Source organism: Streptomyces sp. NPDC127117, assembly GCF_042677325.1.
Taxonomy (GTDB): Bacteria; Actinomycetota; Actinomycetes; order Streptomycetales; family Streptomycetaceae; genus Streptomyces.
Map to the genome: position 1 here is coordinate 165,866 of NZ_JBHXTM010000005.1, position 26,600 is coordinate 192,465.

The window sequence follows — 26,600 nt, forward strand, 5'->3', positions numbered from 1 at the left end:
CCGGGAGAAGTCCCGCACGACGACCACCGGCCGAGGACACCAGAAGGAGACGACCGACCCATGACGGCGCTCGCCGGCCCCACCCACGACCGGGGCATCACCACCCTCACCCTCGACTCGCCCGCCAACCGCAACGCACTCTCCGCGGCCCTGGTCGGCGAGCTCACCACCGCCCTGGCCGACTGCGCGGCCGACGACACCGTACGAGCCGTCGTCCTCACCCACACCGGCAACACCTTCTGCGCAGGCGCCGACCTGACCGGACCGCCCGACCCGGCGGCCTTCGTCGCCCTGATGCGGCGGATCGTCGCCCTGCCCAAACCCGTCGTCGCCCGGGTCACCGGGCACGTACGGGCGGGCGGCCTCGGCCTGCTCGGCGCCTGCGACATCTCCGCGGCCGGCCCCGGAGCCACCTTCGCCCTCACCGAATCCCGGCTCGGCCTCGCCCCCGCCGTCATCTCCCTGCCCCTGCTGCCCCGCACCGACCCCCGAGCCGCCGCCCGCTACTACCTCACCGGCGAACGCTTCGACGCCGCCGAAGCCGCCCGCATCGGCCTGATCACACTCGCCACCGGACCGGCCGAGGACATCGACACGGCCCTCGCCCCCGTCCTGGACGGCCTGCGCAAGGCGTCCCCCCAGGGGCTGACGGCATCGAAGAAGCTGGTCACAGCTACTGTGCTGAGCAACTTCGACCAGCACGCCGAAGACCTCATCGCCCGCTCGGCGGCCCTCTTCGCCTCCGCCGAGGCACGGGAAGGAATGACGGCCTTCCTCGAACGACGGGAGCCCGCATGGGTGTTGTGACGCCCCCCACCGACCGGACCCCCAAACAGGACCGCAGTCGGGCCACCCGTCGCCGCCTGCTCGAAGCGGCCGTCGCCTGCCTCGCCGAACACGGCTGGGCAGGCTCCACGGTCTCCGTCGTCGCCGAACGCGCCGGCGTCTCGCGGGGCGCCGCCCAGCACCACTTCCCCACCCGTGAGGACCTGTTCACCGCAGCCGTCGAATACGTCGCCGAGGAACGCTCCGCCGCCCTGCGCGCCCTGCCCGTCCAGGGCCGCACGGACGTCGTCGCCGCCCTCGTCGACCTCTACACAGGCCCGCTCTTCCGCGCCGCCCTCCAGCTCTGGGTGGCCGCCTCCAACGAGGCACAGCTGCGCCCCCGGGTCACCGAACTCGAAGCCCGCGTCGGACGCGAGACCCACCGCATCGCCGTCGAACTCCTGGCCGCCGACGAAACCCGCCCCGGAGTACGCGAAACCGTCCAGGGCCTCCTCGACATGGCCCGCGGCCTGGGCCTGGCCAACGTCCTCACCGACGACACGGCCCGGCGGCGGAGGGTCGTGGCGCAGTGGGCCGCGCTGGTGGAGGACGCGCTGGGGTGAGGGCTTGCGCTGCGCCGGACCACCGATGGCGAGCGCCGGTTTCCACATGCCGGCGGCGGGGCTCACTTCCGTCTTGGAGCAGCCGCCCGGTGTGTGCTTGTTCAGGATCGGAACGAGCTGGTTGCAGGAGCGCGCGTACCTGCGGTGATCGGTGGCCCGTCCGTACCCAGCGGGCGGTCCGCGTCGTGGGCGGGGTGGAGCTGGAGTTCTTGCTCCTCGCGGATCGAACGATGATCGGCTACCCGGAAATCCAGCAGCACATGTATGCGATGCTGCCAGCTCAGGCCCTCAGCTCCGAAGACACCTCGGGCCTGTCGGACCGTCTGCCGGGAGAACGATGAGCACTGCACGCCCGTGGTTCGAGTACAGCTGCGGCGGTGACGAGGGCAGCGCCTGCGCCGAGGTCGCCGTGCACCCCGCCGCCGTACACGTCCGCGACTCCAGGAACCCCGAGGGCCCGGCCCTCGCGCTCCCGCCCGCCGCCTGGGCCGCTTTCACCGCACGCGTGGGCCGCTGAGGAACCGGGGGAATCATGGGGGACCACTTCCAGACGATCGTCGACCTCGACGCCACCGAGCGGGACGCACAGGAGCTCGGGGCCCGGGTCCTGGACTGGCTGATCGCGGACGGGATCGTGGCGGCCGAGCGCACCGACTGCGTCCTGGGCGGCGACGGATACGGTCACGCCCCCGGCCCGCACTTCACCAAGGCCGTCGATGACCCGGACCCGGTCGACCTGTGGACCAACGGGTTTCACGTCCAGACCGGCCGTACGGTCTTCGACAGTGGCCAGGGAGACGCGGGCGCGGCCACCTGCCCGCTCTGCCGGACCGAGATCCGGCTGGTCGACGAGGTGTGGGAGCCCATCGAGTCCGCCTGGGATCCCTTCGAGGGGCGGTTCCAGGACTGGGCCGAGGACGGTGGCGAAGGGATCGTGCACTGCCCGTCCTGCGCCCGGCCGTCCGGGATCGACCGGTGGAGCTGGGAGGACGACTACTACGCGTGCGGGCACCTCGGGTTCACGTTCTGGGGCTGGGCGGAGCTCACGTCCGACTTCACCCGGGAGATCGGCCGCAGACTGGGCGGCCATCGCACCGTGCTCCTCGCCGGGAAGCTGTAGAGCGTGGGCCGCGGGCCGGGCGCGCCGTCAGGGACGGGATGCCCGGTCCGCGGACCGGGACGGCTGATCAGCTGGTCCAGAGGACCGGGCTGTCGCTGTACGCGTCACCCTCCTCGAACGAGGCAACCGCGATGGGATCGGTCTTCGTGGCGCTGAGCGAGCAGGTCTCGTACGACGCGCCCTTGGTGGTGAAGTCGCGGGGTGCCGTCTCGCTGTCGCACTTGCCCGGGAGGTCGCCGACCAGAATGACGCCTGTGGGGCCGCCGCCTTCCAGCTTGCCGCGCAGCCTCAGCGACGCGTACGACAGGTCGGTACCGCCGACGTTCTCCACCTTCATCCGGATGTAGTAGGGCGTCATGCCCTTCGCCTTCTCACCGAATGGGGCCATGTCGGCCTCGGCGCCCTTCTCGATCGCCGTGACGGTCACGGCGACGGTGCCCTTCTTTTCGGTCCCGTACTTGAACGGCAGGACCGCTCGGTCACCGATCTTGAACTTTGTGCCCGGTGCGGCGACGTCACCACCGGCCGGAGCGGCAGCGTCGTCGCTGGGGTCCGCGGACGGGCTCTTGCTGCCCGGGTCGGACGACGCCGGGGCGGAGGCCGACGGAGAGTCCTGCCTGGATGCCGAGTCCTCGCCGTCGTTGCAGGCCGTGAGCCCGAGCGTCAGGGTGGTGAGGGCAACTGCGGAGACGATACGTACCTTGTGTTTCATTTTGACCTAACTGGCAGTGAGGGGTGCCCGTACGGCAGCCGGAACGTTCAACTGGGCGAAGCGCCCGGCCATGTGACCGGACGCGCCGGCGCGGCACGACGACGGCGGTGCGTCAACGAGGCGCGCCACGGCGCCATCTCAGGCTGAGGCGGGAATGACACAGACTTGCCACAGGCACGGCACAGGCACGGCACAGGGCGCGCGGCGGGTGCGGCACAGGGCGCGCGCGAGGGATGCGGCACAGGACGCGCGGCGGGTGCGGCACAGGGCGCGCGCGAGGGATGCGGCACAGGACGCGCGGCGGGTGCGGCACAGGACGCGGCGAAGGGTGCGGCACAGGGCGCGGCGAAGGGTGCGGCACAGGTGCGTGACGGGCGCGGCACGGCTCGGAGGGCCGGGCTCCTGCGGCCTGCCTCGCCGAACACGGCACGGACGGGGGCGCCGCGGCGTCTCCCGTCCGGCCGGGCCCGGACTCAGTTGCCCAGATCCGCCAGCTGGTCGTACCCCTCGATCTCCCGCGGATCGCGCGAGCCCGGACCCACGTACCGCGCCGAAGGACGCACCAGCCGCCCCGTCCGCTTCTGCTCCAGGATGTGCGCCGACCAGCCGGCCGTACGCGCACACGTGAACATCGACGTGAACATGTGCGCCGGAACCTCCGCGAAGTCCAGCATGATCGCCGCCCAGAACTCCACGTTCGTCGCCAGCACCCGGTCCGGGCGCCGCGCATGCAGCTCCTCCAGGGCGGCCTTCTCCAGCGCCTGCGCCACCTCGAAGCGCGGCGCGCCCAGCTCCTCGGCGGTGCGCCGCAGCACCCGCGCCCGCGGGTCCTCCGCCCGGTAGACCCGGTGGCCGAAGCCCATCAGCCGCTCGCCCTTGTCCAGGGCCTTCTTCACATACGCGGTGGCGTCGCCGGTCCGCTCGATCTCCTCGATCATCCCGAGCACCCGGGACGGCGCACCACCGTGCAGCGGCCCCGACATCGCGCCCACCGCGCCCGACAGCGCCGCCGCCACATCGGCGCCGGTCGACGCGATGACCCGGGCGGTGAACGTCGAGGCGTTCATGCCGTGCTCGGCGGCCGACGTCCAGTACGCGTCGACGGCCTTCACGTGCTTGGGGTCCGGCTCGCCCCGCCAGCGGATCATGAACCGCTCGACCACGGAATTCGCCTTGTCGATCTCGCTCTGCGGGACCATCGGCAGCCCCTGTCCGCGCGCCGACTGGGCGACGTACGACAGCGCCATCACGGCGGCCCGCGCCAGGTTGTTGCGCGCCGTCTCCTCGTCGATGTCGAGCAGCGGCTTCAGACCCCACACGGGGGCGAGCATCGCCAGCGCGGACTGCACATCGACCCGGATGTCCCCGGAGTGCACCGGGATCGGGAACGGTTCGGCCGGCGGCAGACCGGGGTTGAACGCCCCGTCGACCAGCAGGCCCCAGACGTTGCCGAACGACACATGGCCGACGAGATCCTCGATGTCGACACCCCGGTAACGGAGCGAACCGCCTTCCTTGTCCGGTTCGGCGATCTCCGTCTCGAACGCGACGACTCCCTCTAGTCCCGGTACGAAGTCGGACATGGCGGCTCCCTCGGTCGGCGGCTCTGCGGAGGCCACAGTGGCCTGCCCCAAGATATTGGCGGGTCACCCGGGACGCGGGGAAGCGTGACATCCGGCACAGCACCCCGAATCGGCCCCGCCCCACGACACCCCTCCTTGCCGGGCCGGTCCTGCCGCTGCGGCAGGATGACCCCGTGCCCACCGCAGATTCCCCCTCCGATTCCACCACCGATCCGGCCGCGATGCGCGAGCAGTACCGCTCCGAGGGCTTCACCGAGGACACGCTGGCCGCCGACCCGATGCAGCAGTTCGCCCACTGGTTCCGGCAGGTCGCCGTCGGCGGGCTGCTCCACGAGCCCAACGCGATGGTGGTCTCCACCGCCACCCCCGAGGGCCGGCCGTCCTCGCGCACGGTGCTGCTGAAGAAGTACGACGAGCGCGGCTTCGTGTTCTTCACCAACTACGAATCCCGCAAGGGCCGCGAACTGACCGCCAACCCGTACGTCTCGCTGCTCTTCCCCTGGCATCCGATGGCCCGCCAGGTCATCGTCACCGGCAAGGCGGACCGGACCGGCCGCGACGAGACGGTCGCCTACTTCCGCACCCGCCCGCACGGCTCCCAGCTCGGCGCCTGGGCGAGCCCCCAGTCCACGGTGATCGCCTCCCGCGACGAACTGCTCGCCCGCTACGAGGAACTCGCGGCCCGCTACCCCGAGGGCGAACAGGTCCCCGCGCCCCCGCACTGGGGCGGCTTCCGCGTCGTCCCCGACACGATCGAGTTCTGGCAGGGCCACGAGAACCGCTTGCACGACCGCCTGCGGTACGTACGCGAGGGCGACCGGTGGCGCGTCGAGCGCCTGTGCCCGTAGCGGCCCCGCCCGGACATGCAGAGACCCGCAGGCTCTGGTCCCTCCTTGCGGAGGAGCCGGCCGGACTTACCGGCGAGCCTGCGGGTCGGTGACTGCTTGGGATTGGCCGACGACCGGCCTGCACTGCAAAGTGCGACAACGGGCGTCAGCCCGCAGCCACCTCACGAGTCCGAGAAGAAATCACTTCCGGAACACCTCCTTTCGCGTGTAGCAGCAGCCTAGGAACGCCTCCGGCACCGCACAAGCGAATTAATGCGACGGCCGATTTCCGGGAAGTCGACGTGGGCCGGGTCACCTTCGAGTTCAATGGTCTGACGTGCGGAAATGCCGGATGCGTCCTGCGGGAGGTACGGGGTGAGTGCGTCCACGAGCAGTGGAACGGCCGAGGCGCTCGGGCCCGACGAGGGGCCGAAGGGCGGGTCCGGGGCCGAATTGCTCGCCGCGCTGCTCGACGGGATGGACGCCGCGCTCTGCGCCTTCGACGCGCACGGCACGATCACCCACTGGAACCGCGAGGCCGAGCGGATTCTGGGCTGGTCCGCCGAGGAGGCCGTGGGGCGGGCCGGGTTCGCCGGGTGGGCGGTGCGGCGGGCGGACGCCGAGGAGGTGCAGGGGCGGCTGATGGCGGTCATGGGGGCGCCGGGGCGTCAGGTGCATGAATTCGCGCTGCTGCGGAAGGACGGCGGGCGGGTGCTGGTGCGGACCCAGTCGGCCGGTGTGCGGGGCGCGGACGGCGGGCCGGCCGGGGTGTACTGCGCGTTCGGCGAGGTGCACGCGCAGATCGATCTGGAGCGGTCGATCGCGCTGAGCGAGGCGCTGTTCGAGGACGCGTCCTGGGGTGTGGTGCTGGTCGACGCGGATCTGCGGCCGACGGTCGTCAACGCGCATGCGGCGCGGGCGCTGGGCGGTGGCCGTAAGACGCTGCTGGGGCGCCCGCTGGGGGAGCTGATCGGGCAGGGCGTGGAGGACCTGGAGGGCGCGTTGCAGCATGTGCTCGCCGAGGGCGCGCCACCGGCGCCCGCCGAGCTGTGGGTGACGCTGCGGACGGCGGAGGGGGAGCGGCGGCGGTGCTGGCGCAGCGGTTTTCTGCAATTGGCTTCGCCGCTGGCCCAGGAGCCGGTTCCGCTGGGGGTGGGCTGGCTGTTCCAGGACGTGACGGACCAGAAGCTGGCGGCGCAGGAGGCGGACCGGATGCGGTTCCGGTCGAACCAGTTGCACCGGGCCTCGCGGTCGGCGTCCGAGTGCGAGGACCCGATGGAGGCGGCGACGTCCTATCTGGACTACGCGCTCGCGGGCTTCGCGGACCATGCGCTGGTCGATGTGGTGGCGGGGGAGCGGCTGGTGCGGGTGGCGGCGACGCCGTCGGGTGAGCCGGGTCCTTGCCTGCCGGTGGCCGGCGGTTCCATTCCGCTGCGGTACGCGGCGGGGCACCCGGCCCTCCAGGCGGTGGACCGCAGGGGGGCGGTGCGGGCCAGTGCGGGTGCCGGGTCCGGGGCCGGGGTGTGGGCGGCCGAGCGGCAGTGGCCGGGCGACGCCGTGCACGCGCTGTGCGCGGTGCTGCGGAGCCGGGGGCGCACGCTGGGCGTGGTGACGTTCCTGCGTTCCGCCCACCGCGCCGCCTTCGAGCGCCCGGACGCGGCGTACGCGGAGAGCGTGGCGGTGCGGGTGGCGGCGGCGGTGGACCTGGCGCAGGTGCTGGCCACGACGAGGTGACGGGAGCTGTCCGGTCCGTCACCTCGTCGCTTTCACCGGCGGTAGAAGATCCGGTCCCGGTACTCCGTCATGACGCGGCCGTTCCACTCGTGGCCGCCGTCGACGTTCCCCGACCGCAGCAGCGGCGGCTCGATCCCCCGGGCGACCAGCTGCTCCGCCGCGGCGGCCATCATGGCCTGCATCAACGCGCTGGTGACGACGGTCGACGCGGGGGCGAACGGCGCCTCGACCCCGTCGAGGGTCAGCTCCGCGTCGCCGATGGCGATCTTGCTGTCGAGCACGATGTCGCAGTGGTCCCGCAGGAAGCCGCCCGAGGCGTGCCGGGAGCGGGTGCCGTCCGCGTACGCCACCGAGGTCACGCCGATGACCTTCAGGCCGAGCGCCCGTGCGTTCTGCGCCATCTCCACCGGCAGCGCGTTGCGGCCGGAGAGCGAGATGATCACGAGGACGTCGCCGGCGGTGGCGGGGCTGGAGTCCAGCACGGCGCCCGCCAGTCCGTCGACCCGCTCCAGCGCGGAGCCGAGTGTCGCGGGCATGACGTCGACGCCGACCACCCCCGGTACGGCCAGCAGATTCATCAGGGCGAGTCCGCCGGCCCGGTAGACGACGTCCTGCGCGGCGAGCGAGGAGTGTCCGGCGCCGAAGGCGAAGAGCCTGCCGCCCGCCTCGACGGTGTCGGCGATCGCGGCACCGGCGGCCGCGATGTTGCCGGACTCCTCGTCGCGTACTCGTTCCAGCAGGCTGATCGCTGCGTCGAAGAACTGACCGGCCAGCTTGCTGTCGCTCATCGAGGAGGCCCTTTCCGGCGGGAAGAGGTGTTCATGGGTGTCCGTGCCGCGGATCACGTTGCGGTCTGGACCAGTGACATGTCAATACCGCCTGCGGGGCTCCGCCGCCCGGTGTTCGACCGGCCCGGCACGGTTGTCGGCGGTATGCGTCAGAATTGGGGGAGGGCCAGCGCGCAGCGCTTACGACGTTTTCCTGTCACAGCATCGAGGGGCACGAATGTCCGGACTGATCGACACTACGGAGATGTATCTCCGCACCATCCTCGAACTCGAAGAGGAAGGCGTGGTCCCCATGCGCGCCCGGATCGCGGAACGGCTGGACCAGAGCGGTCCGACGGTCAGCCAGACGGTGGCGCGGATGGAGCGTGACGGCTTGGTGCAGGTCGCGGGCGACCGGCACCTGGAGCTGACCGACGAGGGGCGCCGCCTGGCGACGCGGGTGATGCGCAAGCACCGGCTCGCCGAGTGCCTGCTGGTCGACGTGATCGGCCTGGAGTGGGAGCAGGTCCACGCCGAGGCGTGCCGCTGGGAGCATGTGATGAGCGAGGCGGTGGAGCGGCGGGTGCTGGAGCTGCTGCGTCACCCGACGGAGTCCCCGTACGGCAACCCGATCCCGGGCCTGGAGGAGCTGGGCGAGAAGGCCGAGGCCGACCCGTTCCTCGACGAGGGCATGGTGAGCCTGTCGGAGCTCGACCCGGGCGCGGACGGCAAGACGGTGGTCGTGCGCCGGATCGGGGAGCCGATCCAGACGGACGCCCAGCTGATGTACACGCTGCGGCGTGCGGGTGTGCAGCCCGGTTCCGTGGTCAGCGTGACGCAGTCGCCCGGTGGTGTGCTGGTCGGCAGCAGCGGTGAGGCGGCGGAGCTGGACACCGAGGTCGCCTCGCACGTGTTCGTGGCCAAGCGCTGAGTGCTCCGCCGCTGAGGTCCACCGTCGGCCGGGCTCCCCGGGCGGATGCCGCCGTGGGGGCGCCGGTCGGCGGGTGCGGCTGAGCGGACGCTCTTCGGCCGGAATCCCGCCTCCGGGGCGCCGCTTGGCCGGATGTCGTTGCCGGGGCGCCGCCGGAGCGTTGGCGAGGGGCGTCCGCTTACCGATTTCCGTCCGGAATTGCAGCGCCCGGACGGATCGCATGCCAGGCTGTGGCTGAGGCATACCTGAGAGTGTCGGCCATCTGGTCGCGCGGTCGGGGAGGGAGCAGGTGCATGCGCCCGTCGTACTGGCGTGTCCGGCATGTCCGGCACGCGCACCAAAAGGTGGCTGCTGCGGTCCCGGCCGCCCGCGCATCGCGCACCCATGCCCATGAATCGCACACCGCCGCCCGGGGGACCGGCGCCGGCGTCCGTCGATGCGCGTCGCCGCCGGCGGCTCCCCGGAAGACAGAGGGCCCCGGCGCCTCGCGGCGCCGGGGCCTGTCCTCCCCTGCTTCGACCTGGAGCCCCGAGCTCTCAAGGTCGGTCCCCACGGGCCCTCATCCCCGAGTGGCCCGTCTCCCGGAGAAGATCTCCCCGCCGCCGCCGCGGTCAATCCTTGGGGCCGGTCACTCGAACGAGCGGTGTTGGGTGGCAGAAGCCGGTTTTCGAATACAAGTTCGATAGTCTGGCGTGACGCGACCACGCGGTGATCGAGGCAGTGATCAAGCGGTGATCGAGGACCAGAAGGGGGTGCCAGGACATATGGTGCGGCGCATCGATGTGACCGGGACCGACGGCGTACGCCTCGCGGCCTGGGAGTTCGCCGACCCGCCCAAGGGGCGCACGGAGGGCGAGCGCGCCCCCGGGGTCTTATTGCTCCATGGCTTGATGGGCCGGGCCGCGCACTGGGCCTCGACCGCCCGCTGGCTCGCGGAGCGGTACCGGGCCGTCGGCCTCGACCAGCGCGGGCACGGCCGCAGCGACAAGCCGGCCGAAGGCCCGTACACCCGTGACGCGTACGTCGCCGACGCCGAGGCCGCGATCGAACAGCTCGGCCTCGCCCCCGTCACCCTCGTCGGGCATTCGATGGGGGCGCTGACGGCCTGGCAGCTCGCCGCGAAGCGCCCCGATCTGGTGCGGGCCCTGGTCATCTGCGACATGCGGGCCTCCGCGCTCGGCGCGGCCTCGCAGCGCGAGTGGGAGGACTGGTTCAAGACCTGGCCGGTGCCGTTCGCGACGCTCTCCGACGTACGGAAGTGGTTCGGCGAGGACGACCCCTGGGTGGAGCGGCCCAACCCGGCCCGCGGCGAGTTCTTCGCCGAGGTGATGGCCGAGCGGGCCGACGGCTGGCGCCCCGTCTTCTCCCGCCGCCAGATGCTCCGGTCCCGCGCGACCTGGGTGTTCGACGCGCACTGGGAGGAGCTGGCGCAAGTACGCTGCCCGGCCCTGGTGCTCCGCGGGCTCGACGGCGAGCTGGGCCGGGCCGAGGCCCAGGAGATGGTCCGCGTACTGCCGCGCGGGCAGTACGCGGAAGTGGCCGACGCCGGCCACCTCGTCCACTACGACCAGCCCGAGGGCTGGCGCGCCGCGGTCGAACCCTTCCTGGAGCAGTTCGCCGAGGACCCCCGGGAGGAGCGCGAACCCGTCCCGTCCTGACCGGGTGGCACGACGGAGCGGCGCAGCCGGGCCCGAGGGTCCGGCTACGGCCGCCCTCAGCCCTTGCTGACCGCCGCCAGGATCTCCGGGAGCCGGTCCGCCGTGCGCGGGGCGGCCACCCGCAGCCCCGCCCAGGAGATCAGCACCCCGTACACCGCCCCCACCGGCAGCAGCAGCCACAGCCACTGCTCGTGGTCCGCGACGTGCAGCCAGATCGTCGCCGCGACCACCGGCGCGCAGAGCAGCCCCGCCGAGACCATGCCGCCGAAGATGGAGATCCAGGCGAGCCCGGCCTGCCCCGGCGCCACGTTCTTGAACGCCCCGTCCTGCGGGATCGAGTACGGGAAGTTCGCCGACGCCACCGCGCCGGTCGCCAGCATCCCGCCCAGCAGCGCGAACGACAGCCCCATGACCTCCGGCAGCGCGGCCCAGTCGTCGAGCACCGCGGACGTCACCACCGTCACCACGATCGTGTAGGGCAGCGTGATCAGCAGCAACGCCAGTGCCCGCGCCCGCAGTTCCAGATAGGCGTCACGGGTGGAGGAGATCGTCAGCGCCACCATCCAGAACGCCGAGGTGTCCTGGCCGAACTGGTTGTACATCTGGATGCCGAGCATCCAGGCGGCGAAACAGGCGAAGTAGACCGAGCCGGTGCCCTGGAGCGCGTTGAGGACCGGCACGATCAGCCCGACCGCCAGCGCCGTCGTCCAGGCGGCCTTGGTCTTCGGGTCACGCGCGATGTACCGCAGGCTGCGCTCCATCACCGTCCCGGTTCGCCCCTGCGGCAGCAGCGCGGCGAGCCCCGAGCCGCCCTTGCCGGCCTTCTCGCGGCCCGGCCCGGCGGCCGCCAGGGTCGAGCCGTCCGGGGCTGTCATCAGCTTCACCAGGCTCCGCTGCCACAGCCACAGCAGCGCGCCCAGCGCCGCGACGGAGAGCAGCAGCTGCACGGACGCCTGCCCGTACGAGCCCCGCGACGCCGAGTCCACCGCTCCGATCGCCGAGGCGGGCGGCAGCCAGCGCACCACGTCCGTGACCGGGTCGAGCGCGGACAGCCCGCCCGCCCGGCCGAGCCGCTGGGCGCCGAAGTTGACGACCTGGAAGCCGACCGCGATCACCAGCCCGCTGAGCACCGCGAGATCACGGCCCTTGCGGGAGGTCAGCAGCCGGGTGTTGGCCGTGGCCACCGCCCGTGCCAGCGCCACGCACACCAGCAGCGCGAGCGGCGCGGCCACCACGGCGAACACCGCGCCGGCCGCCCCGTGCGCCACCGCGAACACCGAGCCGGCCGTCAGACAGAGCGTGAAGAGCGGACCGATCCCGACCAGCGAGGACGCCAGCAGCGCCGAGATCAGCGGGCGCGGCCGCAGCGGCAGCATCACCAGCCGGCTCGGGTCCAGGGTCTCGTCACCGCTGGGGAAGAACAGCGGCATCACGGCCCAGCCGACCGCCAGCACCGCGGCCAGCAGCACCACGAGGGAGTCCGTGTGGGCATATCCGCGCAGTGCGATCAGCCCGATCAGCTGGCCCGCGGCGAACAGCAGGGTGACGACGACGGAGGCGATGTACGCGGCCCGCCGGCCGGCCGACTGCCGCAGCCCGTTGCGCAGCAGGGTCAGCTTCAGCCGTACGAAGACGGGGACGAGGTTCTCGTTCGCGGCCCGGCCGGGGGCGGTCCCCACGGGGGCGTCGAGCACGCTCATCGCTTGCCGCCCAGCCAGTCGAGGGAGCCGTCGGCGGCGCGGGGGCCGGCGCCGACGAGTTCGAGGAAGGCGTTCTGCAGCGAGGGCGCGTCGCCGCGCACCTGGGCCAGGGGGCCCTGGGCCCGGATCCTGCCCGCCGCCATCACGGCCACCCAGTCGCAGAGGGACTCCACGAGCTCCATCACATGGCTGGAGAAGACGACGGTCGCCCCCGAGCGGGTGTAGCGCTCCAGGACCTCACGGATGGTCTGCGCCGAGACCGGGTCGACGCCCTCGAACGGCTCGTCCAGGAACAGCACTTCGGGGTTGTGCAGCAGTGCGGCGGCGAGCCCGATCTTCTTCCGCATGCCGGTCGAGTAGTCGACGACCAGTTTGTGCTGGGCACCCGCCAGACCGAGAACGTCCAGGAGCTGGGTGGCCCGCTTGTCCACCTCGGCGCCCGGCAGCCCGCGCAATCTGCCGGTGTACGCGAGGAGTTCGCGCCCCGAGAGCCGCTCGAAGAGCCGCAGCCCCTCCGGGAGCACGCCGATCCTGGACTTCACCTCGACCGGGTCGCGCCACACGTCGTGGCCGGCCACCTCGACCTTGCCCTGGTCGGGCCGGAGCAGTCCGGTGACCATCGACAGCGTGGTGGTCTTGCCCGCGCCGTTGGGCCCGACCAGACCGATGAACCTGCCTGCGGGCAGCTCCAGATCGATCCCGGCCACCGCGGTCTGTTCCCCGAACCGCTTCCACAGCCCCTGTACGCGAACGGCGGGCGTCGCCTCATCGCCGCCGCCCGCCTCGCCCGCCTCGTCCGCCCGTACCGCTCTGTCGGTCTCTGCGCGGTCACGCATGATTCCTCTGCCTTTCGGTGGCCCCGTGTTCCGGGACCAGCCTACGAAAGGGCGTTCCGTCAGAGGCGGGTCCGGGCGTCGGCCGCTTCCCTGGCGCAGGCGTAGGCGAGCGGGCTGATGAGCTCCTCCGCGTCCGGCAGCCAGCGGTTGGCGGGGGTGGGGCGGCGGGCCCACTGCACCGCTCCGCGTTCGCCGACCCGGGTCGGCGGCCCCGTGACGTAGTGGCCCTCGCCGCGGGCGACCAGATCGATGGCGGCGGCCCGCCAGCCCAGCTTCCTCACGAGGCCGTCCGACTTGGCCGCCGCGCCCGGCAGCACGAAGAAGAACATCCGGCGGTCGGGGCTGCAGGTGACGGGGCCCAGCGGCAGGCCCATCCGCTCCATCCGGGCCAGCGCCAGGAAGCCGGCGGACTCCGGTACGTCGATCGCGTCGAAGCTGCGACCGGTGGGCAGCAGGATCGACGCCTTCGGGTGCCTGGACCACATCCGGCGGGCCGCGGCCCCGCTCCCGGTCGCCTGGCCCGCCCAGTCGGGGCCGGCGGGATGGGCGCCGGGGGCGGCGCAGCCGGTGTCGCCGCAGGAGCACCGCTCGGTCCCCTCCGCCGCCTCCAGCCAGGTGCCCGGGCACACGTCCCAGTGCCGCTCCTCCGCGTACCGCACCGCCGCGTCGAGCAGTTGCTCGCCCCGCTGTTGGGGGACCTTCGCGGCTTTCATGACTCCGACGGGCTCTTCGACTGCGATGGGCTCTTCCACGCTCAGCACAACTACGGCCAACACCCGGGGTTACGGGCGTGACGGGTGCGGTCCCGGCGTATCGATCCGGCACACGGGGCGCATGGATGCATGGGCGGGGGCGCGCGTGAGGCGGTGCCCGGCAGGGCGGGTAGCCACATACGGGCAACCGCCGGACCGCCTCTGTGCGGGTCCGGAACCGGTCGGCCTCTGTCATATGCCGACATGAATGACAAGGAACAAGACGCACGTGACGAACACGATGAATCTGTGCATTTTCCGCGTAATCGCCGGGCAGTGATCGGCTCAATGATCACTGCGGCCTCAGGGGGAAACATGGCAGCCAGGCCTCTCGTCGCACGCCAGCCGAACGAACGGCTCCAGGCGCTCATCCAGGAAGCCGGATGCTCCAACGCCGGACTCGCCCGCCGCGTCAACATGGTCGGCGCGGAACGCGGGCTCGACCTGCGCTACGACAAGACGTCCGTGGCCCGTTGGCTACGCGGACAGCAACCACGCGGCAGGGCACCGGGAATCATCGCCGAGGCGCTCGGCCGCAAGCTCGGCCGTACGGTCACGATCGACGAGATCGGGATGGCCAACGGCAAGAATCTGGCGTCCGGCGTCGGCCTCCAGTTCGCCCCGACCGTGATCGGCGCGATCGAGCAGGTCTGCGAGCTGTGGCGCAGCGATGTCGGCCGCCGGGACTTCCTGTCCGGTTCGGCGGTCGCCTCCTCCGCGCTCGTCGAACCCAGCCGCGACTGGCTGATCACCGGCTCCGACCCACAGGTGGCACGCTCCTCCGGGGCCCGCGTCGGGATGCCGGACGTGGAGGCGGTGCGGGCGATGACGACCGCGCTGGTCGATCTCGACCACCGGTTCGGCAGCGGACATGTCCGGCCGGTGCTGGTGCACTACCTGAACAGCGTGGTCTCCGGGCTGCTCTCCGGGGCGTACCGGGAGGCGGTCGGCCGGCAGCTGTTCGCGGCGGTCGCCCGGCTCACCGAGCTCGCCGGGTACATGGCGGTCGACACCGGTCAGCCGGGGCTCGCCCAGCGCTACTACATCCAGGCGCTGCGGCTGGCCCAGGCGGCGGGCGACCGGGCGTACGGCGGCTATGTGCTGGCCGCCTCGATGAGCCATCTCGCCGCTCAGCTCGGCAACCCCCGGGAGATCGCCCAGCTGGCCCGGGCCGCCCAGGAGGGCGCGCGCGGACGCGTCACCCCGCGGGCGGAGGCGATGTTCTACGCGGCGGAGGCGCGCGGACACGCCCTGCTCGGCGACGCCCGCACCTGCCAGGCGGTGACGGGCCGCGCGCTGGGCGCCATGGAGCGGGCCGAACCGGGCACGGGCGACGACCCCGACTGGATCGCCCACTTCGACCGCGCCTATCTCGCGGACGAGCTGGCGCACTGCCACCGCGACCTCGGCCAGGCGGAGGCCGCCGCGCGCCGCGCCAAGGAGTCGCTGGCCGGCCACCCGGAGTCCCGGACCCGCCGCCGCGGCATCGGGCTGGTGCTGCTGGCCACGGCCCAGGTCCAGATGCGCGAGGTGGAGCAGGCCTGCCACACGGGCACGCGGGCGATGGAGCTGCTGGGGTCGGTGCGCTCCAGCCGGGGAGCGGAGTACCTGGACGATCTCCAGCAGCGGCTGATCCCGTACGGGGACGAGTCGGCGGTGCGCGAGTTCGGCGCCCGGCTGGAGCTCCAGGCGGCCTGACCGGGGCCCGGGAACGGGGGCCCGGCCGGCGGGCGCGTCCGGGCGTTCCATTAACTGCGTCTTAAGAGCGCTGAGTGTTACAACACCTGTGAAGGGCTGGTGAGTGACAACACACGCTTGGCGAACGGCGGCAACCACCCGATAGCGTGAGCCGACGATTCCGTAGGTTTACACGTAGGAGTCCCGGTGACGCAGAGCGGACAGGGTGACGAGCAGCAGCTCCCTGCTGTACGGCCCACGCACGAAGGTGTCGTGCTGCCCGCGGGTGGCGGCGAGCCCTGGATACCCGGGGGCCCCGCGGATCAGGCCGCCCCGGCGGGCGGCCGGCCGTGGGGGCAGCCCTGGGGGCCGCAGGCGGCGCACCAGGACCCCGCGCAACAGTCCCAGCCGCAGCACCAGCCCCAGGGGCACGCCCAGGGCCAGGGTGCGTATGGGCAGGGGCAGTACGGCCAGGTGCAGCAGGGGGAGTACGGGCAGCCGCCCGCCCCGCAGCACGCCCAGATGCCGCAGGCCCAGCCGCTGCCCCCCGTACAGCATCAGCAGCCGCAGCAGATGCATCAGCCGCAGCCGCCCCAGCAGATGCAGCAACAGCCGCAGCCGCCGCAGTCGTTCGCGCAGCCGTTGCCGCCCGAGGCCGTGCCCGGGATGAGCATGGGCGGGGACGCGGAGGCCACGCAGTACATCGCGCCGGTGCCCGGTGGGCCCGTGCCGGGCGGGCTGCCGCCGGAGAACCCCGCGGAGTCGACGACGTTCCTCGGCCACGGGGCGCCGCAGCAGCAGGCGTACCCGCAGCAGCCCGGCAACGGAGGCGACGCCGAGGCGACCCAGTACATCCCGCCGGTCCCCGGCGGCACCCCCTACGGCATCAGGCCCGGCGCCCCGGGCGACCGGCAGCCGCCCGCCGAGTTCGACAACCTGTTCCGCAGCGACGAACCGGCGGGCGCCACCCAGCAGATGCCCCGGCTCGACCCCGGTCAGCACCCCGGTCAGCAGTACCAGGGCGCCCCGCAGTACCAGGGTGGCGGGCAGCCTCCGCAGGCCCCGTACCAGCCGGTGGCCGAGGAGCCGCAGCCGCCGCGCAAGAAGCGGCCCCATGTCACGCTGATCGCGGCGGTCGTGGTCGGCTGCGCGGTGGTCGGGCTCGGCGCCGGTGCGCTGCTGAGCGGTGGCGACGACAAGGGCAAGGACGACAAGCAGCCGGTGGCCGCGGCGAGTTCACCGGCCGGGGAGCCCTCCACGCAGGCCGCCGCAGATCCGGCCAAGCCGCAGGCCGAGGAGCTCGACAAGCTGCTCGCGGACAGCAACAACAGCCGTGCCGCGGTCATCGGGGCCGTCGAGAAGATCAAGAGCTGCACGGATCTGGACCAGGCCGTGACCGATCTGAAGGGCGCCGCCCAGCAGCGCCGCGATCTGGTGACCCGGCTGGAGGGGCTGTCCGTCGACAAGCTGCCGAACCACGCCCAGTTGACCTCCTCGCTCACCAAGGCATGGCAGGCTTCCGCCGCCGCCGACGAGCACTACGCCGCGTGGGCCGCGCAGGCCAAGAACGGCAAGAAGGTGTGCAAGCACGGGAAGGCGCGTACGACCTCCGAGACGCAGGCGGCCACCCAGCAGAGCGAAGAGGCGAGCAAGCAGAAGCGGCAGGCGTCCGGGCTGTGGGACTCGATCGCGTCGAAGTACGGACTGACCCGGCGGGCGGCCACACAGCTGTGACGGTCCGTCCCGCGGCGCCCGTCCCGCGAATCCGGGCGGGTGCCGCGGGTCAGCCCTTCGCGCTGGCGTCCGACAGGGTCTTCGAGACGTCCATGAAGCCCTTCCGGTCCGCGACGAGCCGGCCGTTGCGCACCACCTGATACGTCACCCTGGTGTTGACGATCCGGGGGTACGAGGACGAGCCCAGCACGTCCTTGAAGCTCCAGCGCAGCACCGGGGTGAGGCCGCCGGTCTCCGCCGGGGTGCCCTGGTTGAGGGCGGAGGTCAGCTTCCAGGAAGTGATCTGCGCGGAGCCGACCGACTCCACGATCTCCTTCAGCACGGTGTACGCGATCCAGGTGGTCTGCACGCCCGTGTCGTCCGGGTCGATCCGGTTGTCGCCGAAGGCGTGCTTGCGGATCACGTTCCGCATCGCGTCCCAGCGGGCGTCGCCCGCGTCCGGGTACCAGCCGGTGATGTACGCCCCCTCGAACGGGCTGTTCCGGCCGCCGGTGCTGTCGATCAACGGCTGGTCGACGCTGCCCAGCACGGAGGAGATCCGGACGTTCCCGTACGACGGTTCGAGCCGCCGGAAGGAGTCGAAGAAGGTTTCCGTGCGCTTCCCGAGCACCGCCGTCACACAGCCGTCGGACGCCCCGGCGGCCTGGAGCGCGGGGGTGGCCGCCTCGTCGTACGAAGTGGCCGACTCGGGTGCCCGGATGTCGGCGGGCGCGGGCCGGCCGGCCTCGGTGAGGCCGGTCTTGAGGAGCCAGGCCTGGCCGTCGCCGGCCAGGGTGTCGGGCCGGACCACGGACACCCGCTCGCAACTGCGGGCCAGCTGACGGGCGTTGCCCGCGAGCAGGGCGGGCTGGCCGCCGTTGACCGGGAAGGAGGTGAAGCTGCTGAACTCCTCGTCGGAGGCGCCGTAGCCACCGATGTAGGGGATTCCGGCGGCCTCCAGCGGCGGCATGAACGCCGTGCCGTGCCGGCTGTACGAGCCGACCACCGCCACCGCCTTCTGCTTGATGGCCTGCCGGGCGCAGTTCGCCGCCCCGATCGAGGTGTCCTGTTCGTCGCAGGTGACGACGCGCAGCTTGTGACCGTCCAGCCCGCCGTTGTCGTTGGCCCAGCGGGCGTAGGCGCGGGCCATGGCGGTCATGCCCGCCATGTTCGCCGCGTCCGGCCCCGCGACCCCGCTGGGGGCCCACGTCATGACGGTGACGGGCTCCCTGGAGCCCCCCGTGGCCCCAGGGAGTGCGCCGCAACCGGTGACCAGCAACGCCCCGGCCGCCGCCGTACTTGTGAGGAGCTTGTAGGGGCGGGGGGAGGTGAGGCGTCGCCGTCCGGTCATGGACACGTACATTTCCGGCCGTGGGGTAACGCCGCAGTGTGCCCCGCTCAACACTCGGTGACATCCGGGTGAATTGCAGGGGCCGGTGTGGGCGACGGAAAAGGGAACGTACGATCGATGACCGTGCAGCAAGGTTCGGAGAACTCTTCCCGTCGCGGCCGTCGCTCCTCCACCATGGGCGGCATGCCGCTGAATGACATGCCTTGGTGGCGCTGGCGCAGCAACGTGCGCTCGGCGCTGCACATGCTCTCCGACCCCGTCTTCCACCACGAGTGCTGGCTGGCCGGCCGGGAGGGGTACGGCGACGTCACCGACGCCGTGTACCGCCTGGTCGAGGACACCTGGCTGGACAACTGGTCCGCCGAGAAGTACATCGGAACGATCTTCCGCGACACCGACGAGGCCGCGCTCGTCGACGTCGCCGTGCTCCGGGTGCTGCGCATCATGCACCAGGTCGGCGCGGACGCCCCCGTCTCGGCGTATCTGGAGCACCACGGCTGGCAGGAGGCCGTACGGGCCGCCCGCGAGGCCCATGTGCTGCTCGCCGGCAACGACGGCGAGGACCCCGACACGCCGCCGCGCTCCCTCGACGTGCTCCGCATCATGACCAGGTCGGCCTGATTCCGGGCCGGTGTGGCACGCTACGGGGATGACCGTGCCACAGCCTGCCGACACCGCCCCCGAGCAGTACGTCCTCACTCTCTCCTGCCCCGACAAGCAGGGCATCGTGCACGCCGTGTCGAGCTATCTCTTCATGACCGGCTGCAACATCGAGGACAGCCAGCAGTTCGGCGACCACGACACGGGTCTGTTCTTCATGCGGGTCCACTTCGCGGCGAACGCCCCGGTGACCGTGGAGAAGCTGCGGGCCAGTTTCGCCGCGGTCGGCGACTCCTTCCGGATGGACTGGCAGATCCACCGCTCCTCGGACCGGATGCGGGTCGTGCTGATGGTCAGCAAGTTCGGGCACTGCCTCAACGACCTGCTGTTCCGCTCCCGGATCGGGGCGCTGCCGATCGACATCGCCGCCGTCGTCTCCAACCACACCGACTTCGCCGAGCTGGTCGCCTCGTACAACGTCCCCTTCCGGCACATCCCGGTGACCAGGGAGAACAAGACGGCGGCGGAGGCGGAGCTGCTGGAGCTGGTGCGCGAGGAGAACGTCGAGCTGGTCGTCCTCGCCCGCTACATGCAGGTCCTCTCGGACGACCTCTGCAAGCAGCTGAGCGGCCGGATCATCAACATCCACCACTCCTTCCTGCCGAGCTTCAAGGGCGCGAAGCCGTACCACCAGGCGCACGCCCGAGGTGTGAAACTGATCGGTGCGACGGCGCACTACGTGACCGCGGACCTCGACGAGGGGCCGATCATCGAGCAGGAGGTCGAGCGGGTGGGCCACGGCGTCACGCCGGACCAGCTGGTCGCCATCGGGCGCGATGTGGAGTGCCAGGCGCTGGCGCGGGCCGTGAAGTGGCACGCGGAGCGCCGCATCCTGCTCAACGGCCGCCGCACGGTGGTCTTCGCGTAGTCACTACAGGCGGCTCAGCGAGGCCGCGGCGCAGAGCACGTCGCGGATCGCCTCGCGGTCGCCCTCCTGACCGGCCGCCGCTTCGACCGGCGATACGTGCCCGGCCACCAGCTGGCAGAACTCCACGCCGTCCAGCGCGACCTGCGCCACGGTGTGCGCGGGGGAGCCGAGCGCGGCCGGGGAGTCCAGCGGGATGTACCAGTCGCCGCCACCCGAACCCTCGACCTCCAGATGCAGCGAACGGCCCGGCGAACCGGCCGTCACCAGATGGCGGGCGGGCCCGGCGAGTCCGGTCCTGCGGCGCTCGGCGAGGACGGCGGGCAGCAGCCGGGCCGCCAGGTCGATCATCCGGTTGAGATGGGCGGCGGACGGCGCCTCGTACGGATAGTCCACCGCCTCCGCGATGTCGCCGCCGTGCACCCAGCACTCGAACGCCCGGTCCAGCAGGGCGTCGTGCATCGGGAGGGCGAAGTCCCCGTACGAGACGGAGAGTTCGGAGACCCCGCGGCCGGCGAAGGACACCGTGCGGATGAGGGCGTGGCTCTGTGCCCGCCACGGCTCGTGGACCGCGCGGGTGGGCGGCCGCAGCGCGGCGGACCAGTACCTCTCGGTGCGTGCGGTGGGCGAGAGCGGCCAGTCGGCGCCCCGGCCGAGGACTCCGTCGCCGAGCGGCACGTCGATGTCGAGGGCGGCGCCGATCAGTCCGTCGACGGCCATGAGATGGCCGATGACGCCCGCGACCGTGGTCTTGCGGCCGGCCTCCTGCTCGCCCTCGAACCACTTCAGCCGCACCGGGGCGTGCCACTCCGAGCTGCCGATGTCCCGGAGCAGCGCGTCCAGCCGCGCGGTCTCCGCGTCGTACGGAGCGGCCCAGTCCGGCACCGGGATGTCGGCCGGGCGGCGGCTCAGACAGGCGTCGATCACCCGGGTCCGTAGCGTCGGGTCGAGATCCAGGCTGCGGTCGGTGTGCAGCAGTCCGACCGCGTCGCGCAGCCGCAGGGCCTCGTCCGCACAGGCGGCGCACTCGGTCAGATGCGCCTCGACGGCCTCGGTCTCCTCCGCCGAGCAGGCCGCCAGGGCCCACGCGCCGAGGAGCGCCTTGAGTACGCGGTGGGTCAGCACCGGCGGATCCGGCGGTGCTGATGGGGCCGGTGGTGCCACGGCGGTTTCCGGTTCCGGTGCTGTCGGCCGCGGGGGCCTGCGCGGCTCCTCGGGCGGGGGCGCGGGGACGGGCGGCGGCAGGGGTACGGCGGAGAGATCGAAGTCGTCCGCGGCGGCCCGGGGGCCCGGTATGCGCCGCGCGCCCCGCACCTCGTCGTCGCGTCCGCCGTCACCGTGCCCGTCCGCCTCGTCGCCGGTCACAGGGGCCGTCCGTATCCGGGCGGCGACATCCCTTCGAGCGGGCGGGTGTGCGCGGTGGAGAGCAGTTGCAGTCCGAGCCGGAGCCGGCGGCGGGCCTCGTCGTCGGTGACCCCGAGGTCGGCCGCGGTCTGCCGGTAGTCCCGGCGCTGGATGTACGCGAGTTCCAGGGCGGCCCGCAGCGGGGCGGGCATGGACGCGACGATGTAGTCGGCGCGGGCCGCGACCGTGGCCCGGTGCACCCGATCCGCCAGACCGCTCCCGTCCTCGTCCGGGTCGTCGCGCAGGCCGTCCTCCTTGCGCAGCCGCCGCACGGACTGGCGGTGCGTGAGCCGGGCCACCCAGGAGCGCATCGAGCCCTCCTTGGGGTCGTACGCGTCCGGGTTCTCCCACACGTAGCCGAAGACTTCGCGGGTCACCAGGTCGGCGGCGGTCTCGTCGTCCAGCATCCGGTGGGCCTGGCTGTGCACGAGCGAGGCGAACCGGTCGTAGAGCTCACCGAGAGCCGCCGCCTCACCGCGTGCCAGCCGCTGCTGCATCTTGCGGTCCCAGCGGGGTGGTGCGTTTTTGGCCATGCGACCCCCGACCCTGTTCCCTCTGCTCTGTTCCCCTCGTCACATCGAATGTAGTCGGCGGTACCGGCCATGCACCTCTCTTTACGGCAAGTACGCCCGCCAAGAGGCCCGGGATGATAGGGAATGCGCCGGCCGGTGCCGACGGATTCGGACCCGAATCGATCAATTCTGTTCGAATCCGGCTGCGTCCTGCCGGGCCGCTCGGTGTTTCATGGGGGTGCGGCTGGGGCAGCCGCGAGAAGGAACGGAAACTTCCGGATCGTCGGAAGCCCCGGAACGAGAGGCCCAGTGGCGTGACACTCGAAGTGGCCGAGACCGTGCAGGGTGAATGGACCGTACTTCACATGCACGGCGAGCTGGATCTGCTGACATCGCCCGCGGTGCGCCAGTCCGTGCATGACGCGGTCGCCGTCGGCCGCCACGATGTGGTGCTCGACCTCTCCGGGGTGCTGTTCTGCGACTCCAGCGGGGTCGGCGTGCTGATCGCCTCCCGCAAGCTGATGCGTTCCTGCGGGGGCCGGCTGCGGCTGATCCTGCCGGCCCGGGGCGCGGAGGAGGGCTCGCACGTCAACCGGGTGCTCGCCGCGCTCGGCGTACGCCGGCTCTTCGAGGTCTACCCCGACTGGGGCACGGCCGTCGACGACCGGGCCCGGCCGCTCTCGGCGTGAAGCCGCCGGGGCCTTTCGTCCGGATCATGCCGGGCTCGCGTGCCCCGGTGCCGCGCCTCGCCGCGTTGTCGTCGCCGGCGCTCTGCCTCGACTCCCTCCTCCGCCTTGTGATGCACGACACCGGACCCCGCTCCCTGATCCGGCCCGATCCAGACGAAAGCCCCCCGGGTGCGCCGTCGGCGGGGGTGGCGGCGGGCGGCGATGACCGGGTCGTAACACCGGTGGGGCGCGTAAGTGACACGTGACGCCTTCCGGCGTCGTACGCTCCCCGCATGGACAGCGCAGAGTATGAGCGCAAGATCGCTTTCCGTTTCGCCGCCTTCGACCAGGACGGCAACGGATACATCGATCGCGCGGATTTCAATGCCGCCGCGGCCCGGCTGCTCGCCGAATTCGGTACGACGGCGCGTTGCGACAAGGGCCAGGCGCTCTACACCGGGGCCGAGGCGTTCTGGCAGGGCATGGCGGGCATCGCCGATGTCGACGGGGACCAGCGCGTCACCCGTGAGGAGTTCGTGGGCGGGGCCGTGAAGCGGCTGCGCGACAACCCGGAGCGCTTCGCGGAGATCGCCCGCCCCTTCCTGCGCGCGGCGATCGCCGTGGCGGACCCGGACGACCGGGGCACGGCGGCCGTACCCGCCGTGGAGCGGGCGCTCCAGGTGCTCGGCGCGGACGCCGGGACGGCGCGGCTCGCCGCCCGGAGCCTGGACACGGACCAGGACGGCAGGATCGCGGAGGACGAGGCGGTGTCGGCGCTCGCCGACTACTTCACGGTGATCGCCCCGGACGCGTAGGCCCCGTCGCCCGACGGGCGGTGCGGCGCCCGCCCGCCCCGCCCGTCAGGTGAACTGCTCCCGCAGCCGGTACTTCAGCACCTTGCGCAGGGTGTCGTTGCGCGGCAGCGCGGCCACCACCTCCAGCCGCTCCGGCAGCTTGTGCACGGAGAGCCCCTCGGCCCGCAGATACCCCGTGAGCCGCGTCAGCGTCAGCGGCGCCGCACCCGCCGGCTGTTCCACGACCGCGCAGACCAGCTCGCCCCGCTCCGGGTCCGGCAGCCCGATCACCGCCGCGTCCCCGACGTCCGGGTGCCGGTGCAGCAGGTCCTCTATCTCCTTCGCGGAGATGTTCTCGCCCTTGCGGATGATGATGTCCTTCAGCCGCCCGGTGAGCACCAGGTGCCCGCTCGCCCTGACGTGGCCGACGTCGCCGGTGATCAGGAACCCCTCCGCGTCGAAGACCGACGCGGACGCCGCCGGGTCCAGATAGCCCTCGCAGACGGCTTCCCCGCGCAGCCGCACCTCGCCGTCCGTGCCGTGCGGCAGCGGCTTGCCGTCCTCGTCGGTGATCCGGATCTCCATGCCCGCCGGCGGCCGCCCCTCCGTCTCGGCGAGGTGTTCCACCGTGTCGTCGGGGGCGCCCATCGTGATCATGGGGACCTCGGTCATGCCGTACCCGTGGGTGAGCTGGACGCCCATCTCCCGGACCACCGCGTGGTAGATCTCCGGCGGCTTGGGGGCCCCGCCGCCCGCCAGCAGCCGCAGGGTGGGGATCAGCTTCCGGTCCGGCGCCCTGCGCTGCTCGGCCAGGAACATCGAGTAGAACGCCGTGGAACCGCCCGCGACCGTCACCCCGTGGCGCCGGTAGTCCGCCAGCGCGTCCGGCATCGCGAAGTGTTCGAAGAGGACCGCCGGGAAGCCGTACAGGAGCAGCATCACCGAGTAGTCGGGCCCGGCGACATGGGCGAAGGGGAAGGCCATCGAGCCGATGTCGTCGGCCGACAGATGCAGCGCGTGGGCCAGGCAGGAGCCGCCCGCGATCAGGCTGCGGTCGGTGTGCAGCACCCCCTTCGGGTCGGAGGTGGTGCCCGACGTCCAGTAGATCCAGCGCACCTGCGTACCGTCGCCCGGCGGCGGCGGGAGCACCGACGGGTCACCGTCCGGCAGCGACGCGTACGCCTCGAACACCGTCACCGGCCGGTCCGCCGTCAGCCGTCCGGCCATCGCCGTGTGGTCGAAGCCGCGCCAGGTGCCCGGTACGGCGAAGAACTCCGCCTCGGACTCGCGCAGCGCGTACCCCACCTCGCGGTCCCGGTAGAACGGGATGACGGGCGACTGGACGGCCCCGATCCGGGTCAGCGCGAACGACAGCAGCACCGTCTCGATCCGGGTCGGCAGCTGCCAGGCGACGACGCTGCCGGGACGCACGCCCATCTCCCACAGCCCGGCCGCGACCCGCTCGCCGCGGCCGCGCAGCTCGCCGAAGGTCAGGGTGCGGTCGTCCTGGATCAGGAACGGACGGTCCGGGGTCAGGCCGGCCCGGCGTTCGACGAGTTCCCAGAAGGTGCCCGATGCACCCAGGGCGTGCGCGGTCTCGGTCACGGCGAACCCCTCACAGCTGACGGACAGTCAGATAGTGCGGAGAGCGTAGAGCGCTGCGCCTTGTCGGTCCAGGGGTGCGGGGCTAGCCTGAGTGCGACATAAATCTGACGGGTCATCAGAAAATCGCGCGCCGGAGGGGACACCATGACGGAACTGCCTCGGATCGTCAGCGTCGACGACCATGTGATCGAGCCGCCGCACCTCTTCTCCACCTGGCTGCCCGCCAAGTACCGCGAGCGCGGCCCGCAGCCGCTCACCGCGGGCATCGGCGAGCTGGCGTACACGGGCGGCAAGTACGTCATCACGATGGACCCGGACGGCCCGCCCACCGACTGGTGGATCTACGAGGACCTGAAGTTCCCGTACAAGCGCAACATCGCCGCCGTCGGCTTCGACCGCGACGACATGACGCTGGAGGGCATCACCCGGGCGGAGATGCGGCCCGGCTGCTGGGATCCGGTCGAGCGGCTCAAGGACATGGACCTCAACCACGTCGAGGCGAGCCTCTGCTTCCCGACCTTCCCGCGCTTCTGCGGCCAGACCTTCGCCGAGGCCCACGACAAGGAGGTGGCGCTCGCCTGCGTGCGCGCCTACAACGACTGGATGGTGGAGGAGTGGTGCGGCGACAGCGGCGGCCGGCTCATCCCGCTCTGCATCATCCCGCTCTGGGACATCGACCTGGCGGTCGCCGAGATCCACCGGAACGCTGCGCGCGGGGTGCGCGCGGTGACCTTCTCCGAGATCCCCACCCACCTCGGACTGCCGTCGATCCACACCGGGTACTGGGATCCGTTCTTCGCGGCCTGCCAGGAGACCGGCACGGTCGTCAACATGCACATCGGATCCAGCTCGCAGATGCCCGCCGCCTCGCCCGACGCCCCGCCCGCCGTACAGGCCAGCCTCTCCTTCAACAACGCGATGGCCTCGATGATGGACTTCCTGTTCAGCGGGGTCCTGGTGAAGTACCCCCGGCTGAAGCTCGCCTACAGCGAGGGCCAGATGGGCTGGATCCCGTACGCCCTGGAGCGCGCCGACGACGTCTGGGAGGAGCACCGGGCATGGGGCGGGGTGCGCGATCTGATCCCCGAGCCGCCGTCCACGTACTACTACCGGCAGATCTTCTGCTGCTTCTTCCGGGACAAGCACGGCGTCGCCTCGCTCGACGTCGTCGGGCGGGACAACGCCACCTTCGAGACCGACTACCCGCACGTCGACTCGACCTTCCCGCACACCAAGGAGGTCGCCCTCGACCACGTCAAGGGACTGGACGACGAGACCGTCTACAAACTGATGCGCGGAAACGCGATCCGGATGCTCGATCTGGACCTCGACAAGTAGGCCCG

Annotated in this window: 26 protein-coding genes; 16 read left to right on the forward strand and 10 right to left on the reverse strand. The window is 72.0% G+C overall.

The features are described 5' to 3' along the window. Positions 1-60: 60 nt before the first annotated feature. The 5 genes from ACFVH0_RS07015 to ACFVH0_RS07035 all read left to right on the forward strand — a co-directional run bounded on the left by ACFVH0_RS07015 (position 61) and on the right by ACFVH0_RS07035 (position 2,508). Positions 61-807, forward strand: a complete 747-nt coding sequence (locus ACFVH0_RS07015; RefSeq protein WP_385818492.1) for an enoyl-CoA hydratase family protein — start codon at positions 61-63, stop codon at positions 805-807. Further along, entirely contained in the window at positions 795-1,388 is a 594-nt protein-coding gene (locus ACFVH0_RS07020; RefSeq protein WP_385818493.1) for a TetR/AcrR family transcriptional regulator, read from the forward strand. Before ACFVH0_RS07015 ends, ACFVH0_RS07020 begins: the two co-directional genes overlap by 13 nt. A gap of 194 nt (positions 1,389-1,582) precedes the next feature. After that, positions 1,583-1,729: a hypothetical protein gene (locus ACFVH0_RS07025; RefSeq protein ID WP_385818494.1), complete on the forward strand. Its 147-nt coding sequence runs from the start codon at positions 1,583-1,585 to the stop codon at positions 1,727-1,729. Then, a complete protein-coding gene (locus ACFVH0_RS07030) occupies positions 1,726-1,905 on the forward strand; it encodes a DUF397 domain-containing protein (protein ID WP_385818495.1) in 180 nt (59 codons plus the stop codon). Before ACFVH0_RS07025 ends, ACFVH0_RS07030 begins: the two co-directional genes overlap by 4 nt. A 15-nt stretch (positions 1,906-1,920) precedes the next feature. After that, on the forward strand, positions 1,921-2,508 hold the full coding sequence (locus ACFVH0_RS07035; protein WP_385818496.1) for a hypothetical protein: 588 nt from the start codon (positions 1,921-1,923) through the stop codon (positions 2,506-2,508). A gap of 67 nt (positions 2,509-2,575) precedes the next feature. Here the strand turns inward: ACFVH0_RS07035 and ACFVH0_RS07040 are convergent, their stop codons facing one another. Both ACFVH0_RS07040 and ACFVH0_RS07045 read right to left on the reverse strand, forming a co-directional pair. Next, the gene (locus ACFVH0_RS07040; RefSeq protein WP_385818497.1) at positions 2,576-3,220 is read right to left on the reverse strand and encodes a hypothetical protein; all 645 of its coding nucleotides are present in this window, start codon (positions 3,218-3,220) and stop codon (positions 2,576-2,578) included. Positions 3,221-3,693: 473 nt separating this feature from the next. After that, positions 3,694-4,803: a citrate synthase 2 gene (locus ACFVH0_RS07045; RefSeq protein ID WP_385818498.1), complete on the reverse strand. Its 1,110-nt coding sequence runs from the start codon at positions 4,801-4,803 to the stop codon at positions 3,694-3,696. Positions 4,804-5,024: 221 nt separating this feature from the next. Between ACFVH0_RS07045 and pdxH the strand changes: the two genes are divergently transcribed. Next, positions 5,025-5,651, forward strand: a complete 627-nt coding sequence (gene pdxH, locus ACFVH0_RS07050; protein WP_385818589.1) for a pyridoxamine 5'-phosphate oxidase — start codon at positions 5,025-5,027, stop codon at positions 5,649-5,651. Positions 5,652-6,005: 354 nt separating this feature from the next. Further along, positions 6,006-7,364 carry a PAS domain-containing protein gene (locus tag ACFVH0_RS07055; protein WP_385818499.1) on the forward strand — a complete coding sequence of 453 codons (1,359 nt, stop codon included), beginning with the start codon at positions 6,006-6,008 and terminating at the stop codon, positions 7,362-7,364. Positions 7,365-7,396: 32 nt separating this feature from the next. On the opposite strand, the gene ACFVH0_RS07060 is transcribed toward ACFVH0_RS07055, so the two are convergent. Beyond that, positions 7,397-8,152 (reverse strand): SIS domain-containing protein, encoded by a 756-nt coding sequence (locus ACFVH0_RS07060; RefSeq protein ID WP_385818500.1) that lies wholly within the window; start codon positions 8,150-8,152, stop codon positions 7,397-7,399. Positions 8,153-8,369: 217 nt separating this feature from the next. Between ACFVH0_RS07060 and ACFVH0_RS07065 the strand changes: the two genes are divergently transcribed. Continuing rightward, a complete protein-coding gene (locus tag ACFVH0_RS07065; protein ID WP_351261730.1) occupies positions 8,370-9,062 on the forward strand; it encodes a metal-dependent transcriptional regulator in 693 nt (230 codons plus the stop codon). A 764-nt stretch (positions 9,063-9,826) separates the two neighbouring features. Further along, entirely contained in the window at positions 9,827-10,720 is an 894-nt protein-coding gene (locus ACFVH0_RS07070) for an alpha/beta fold hydrolase (protein ID WP_385818590.1), read from the forward strand. Between the two features lie 56 nt (positions 10,721-10,776). Here ACFVH0_RS07070 and ACFVH0_RS07075 read toward each other — a convergent pair whose 3' ends face one another. The 3 genes from ACFVH0_RS07075 to ACFVH0_RS07085 are packed head-to-tail and all read right to left on the reverse strand — an operon-like array spanning position 10,777 to position 13,969. Beyond that, positions 10,777-12,420, reverse strand: a complete 1,644-nt coding sequence (locus ACFVH0_RS07075; RefSeq protein ID WP_385818501.1) for a transporter — start codon at positions 12,418-12,420, stop codon at positions 10,777-10,779. Beyond that, complete coding sequence (locus ACFVH0_RS07080) at positions 12,417-13,256, reverse strand: ABC transporter ATP-binding protein (protein ID WP_385818502.1); 840 nt, start codon at positions 13,254-13,256, stop codon at positions 12,417-12,419. The genes ACFVH0_RS07075 and ACFVH0_RS07080 overlap by 4 nt, the downstream gene beginning before the upstream one ends. A 59-nt stretch (positions 13,257-13,315) precedes the next feature. Continuing rightward, positions 13,316-13,969, reverse strand: a complete 654-nt coding sequence (locus ACFVH0_RS07085) for a bifunctional DNA primase/polymerase (protein WP_385818504.1) — start codon at positions 13,967-13,969, stop codon at positions 13,316-13,318. A gap of 354 nt (positions 13,970-14,323) precedes the next feature. Here ACFVH0_RS07085 and ACFVH0_RS07090 point away from each other — a divergent pair, with 354 nt between their 5' ends. Together ACFVH0_RS07090 and ACFVH0_RS07095 are read left to right on the forward strand one after the other, a co-directional pair. After that, positions 14,324-15,706, forward strand: a complete 1,383-nt coding sequence (locus ACFVH0_RS07090) for a transcriptional regulator (protein WP_385818505.1) — start codon at positions 14,324-14,326, stop codon at positions 15,704-15,706. Positions 15,707-15,892: 186 nt separating this feature from the next. After that, positions 15,893-17,419 carry a hypothetical protein gene (locus ACFVH0_RS07095; RefSeq protein ID WP_385818506.1) on the forward strand — a complete coding sequence of 509 codons (1,527 nt, stop codon included), beginning with the start codon at positions 15,893-15,895 and terminating at the stop codon, positions 17,417-17,419. A 49-nt stretch (positions 17,420-17,468) separates the two neighbouring features. Here the strand turns inward: ACFVH0_RS07095 and ACFVH0_RS07100 are convergent, their stop codons facing one another. Then, positions 17,469-18,749, reverse strand: a complete 1,281-nt coding sequence (locus ACFVH0_RS07100) for an ABC transporter substrate-binding protein (protein ID WP_385818507.1) — start codon at positions 18,747-18,749, stop codon at positions 17,469-17,471. Positions 18,750-18,866: 117 nt separating this feature from the next. Here ACFVH0_RS07100 and ACFVH0_RS07105 point away from each other — a divergent pair, with 117 nt between their 5' ends. Next, positions 18,867-19,370: a hypothetical protein gene (locus ACFVH0_RS07105; protein WP_385818508.1), complete on the forward strand. Its 504-nt coding sequence runs from the start codon at positions 18,867-18,869 to the stop codon at positions 19,368-19,370. Positions 19,371-19,398: 28 nt separating this feature from the next. After that, positions 19,399-20,277, forward strand: a complete 879-nt coding sequence (purU, locus tag ACFVH0_RS07110; protein WP_385818509.1) for a formyltetrahydrofolate deformylase — start codon at positions 19,399-19,401, stop codon at positions 20,275-20,277. A gap of 3 nt (positions 20,278-20,280) precedes the next feature. Here the strand turns inward: purU and ACFVH0_RS07115 are convergent, their stop codons facing one another. Together ACFVH0_RS07115 and ACFVH0_RS07120 are read right to left on the reverse strand one after the other, a co-directional pair. Then, complete coding sequence (locus ACFVH0_RS07115) at positions 20,281-21,639, reverse strand: zf-HC2 domain-containing protein (RefSeq protein WP_385818510.1); 1,359 nt, start codon at positions 21,637-21,639, stop codon at positions 20,281-20,283. Beyond that, a complete protein-coding gene (locus ACFVH0_RS07120; protein ID WP_385818511.1) occupies positions 21,636-22,211 on the reverse strand; it encodes an RNA polymerase sigma factor in 576 nt (191 codons plus the stop codon). The genes ACFVH0_RS07115 and ACFVH0_RS07120 overlap by 4 nt, the downstream gene beginning before the upstream one ends. Before the next feature lie 293 nt (positions 22,212-22,504). Between ACFVH0_RS07120 and ACFVH0_RS07125 the strand changes: the two genes are divergently transcribed. Together ACFVH0_RS07125 and ACFVH0_RS07130 are read left to right on the forward strand one after the other, a co-directional pair. Next, entirely contained in the window at positions 22,505-22,879 is a 375-nt protein-coding gene (locus ACFVH0_RS07125; RefSeq protein WP_385818512.1) for an STAS domain-containing protein, read from the forward strand. A gap of 272 nt (positions 22,880-23,151) precedes the next feature. After that, entirely contained in the window at positions 23,152-23,673 is a 522-nt protein-coding gene (locus ACFVH0_RS07130; RefSeq protein ID WP_385818513.1) for an EF-hand domain-containing protein, read from the forward strand. 45 nt (positions 23,674-23,718) lie between these two features. Here the strand turns inward: ACFVH0_RS07130 and ACFVH0_RS07135 are convergent, their stop codons facing one another. Next, on the reverse strand, positions 23,719-25,257 hold the full coding sequence (locus ACFVH0_RS07135) for a class I adenylate-forming enzyme family protein (RefSeq protein ID WP_385818514.1): 1,539 nt from the start codon (positions 25,255-25,257) through the stop codon (positions 23,719-23,721). Positions 25,258-25,401: 144 nt separating this feature from the next. Here ACFVH0_RS07135 and ACFVH0_RS07140 point away from each other — a divergent pair, with 144 nt between their 5' ends. Next, on the forward strand, positions 25,402-26,595 hold the full coding sequence (locus ACFVH0_RS07140; RefSeq protein ID WP_385818515.1) for an amidohydrolase family protein: 1,194 nt from the start codon (positions 25,402-25,404) through the stop codon (positions 26,593-26,595). Positions 26,596-26,600 lie beyond the last annotated feature (5 nt).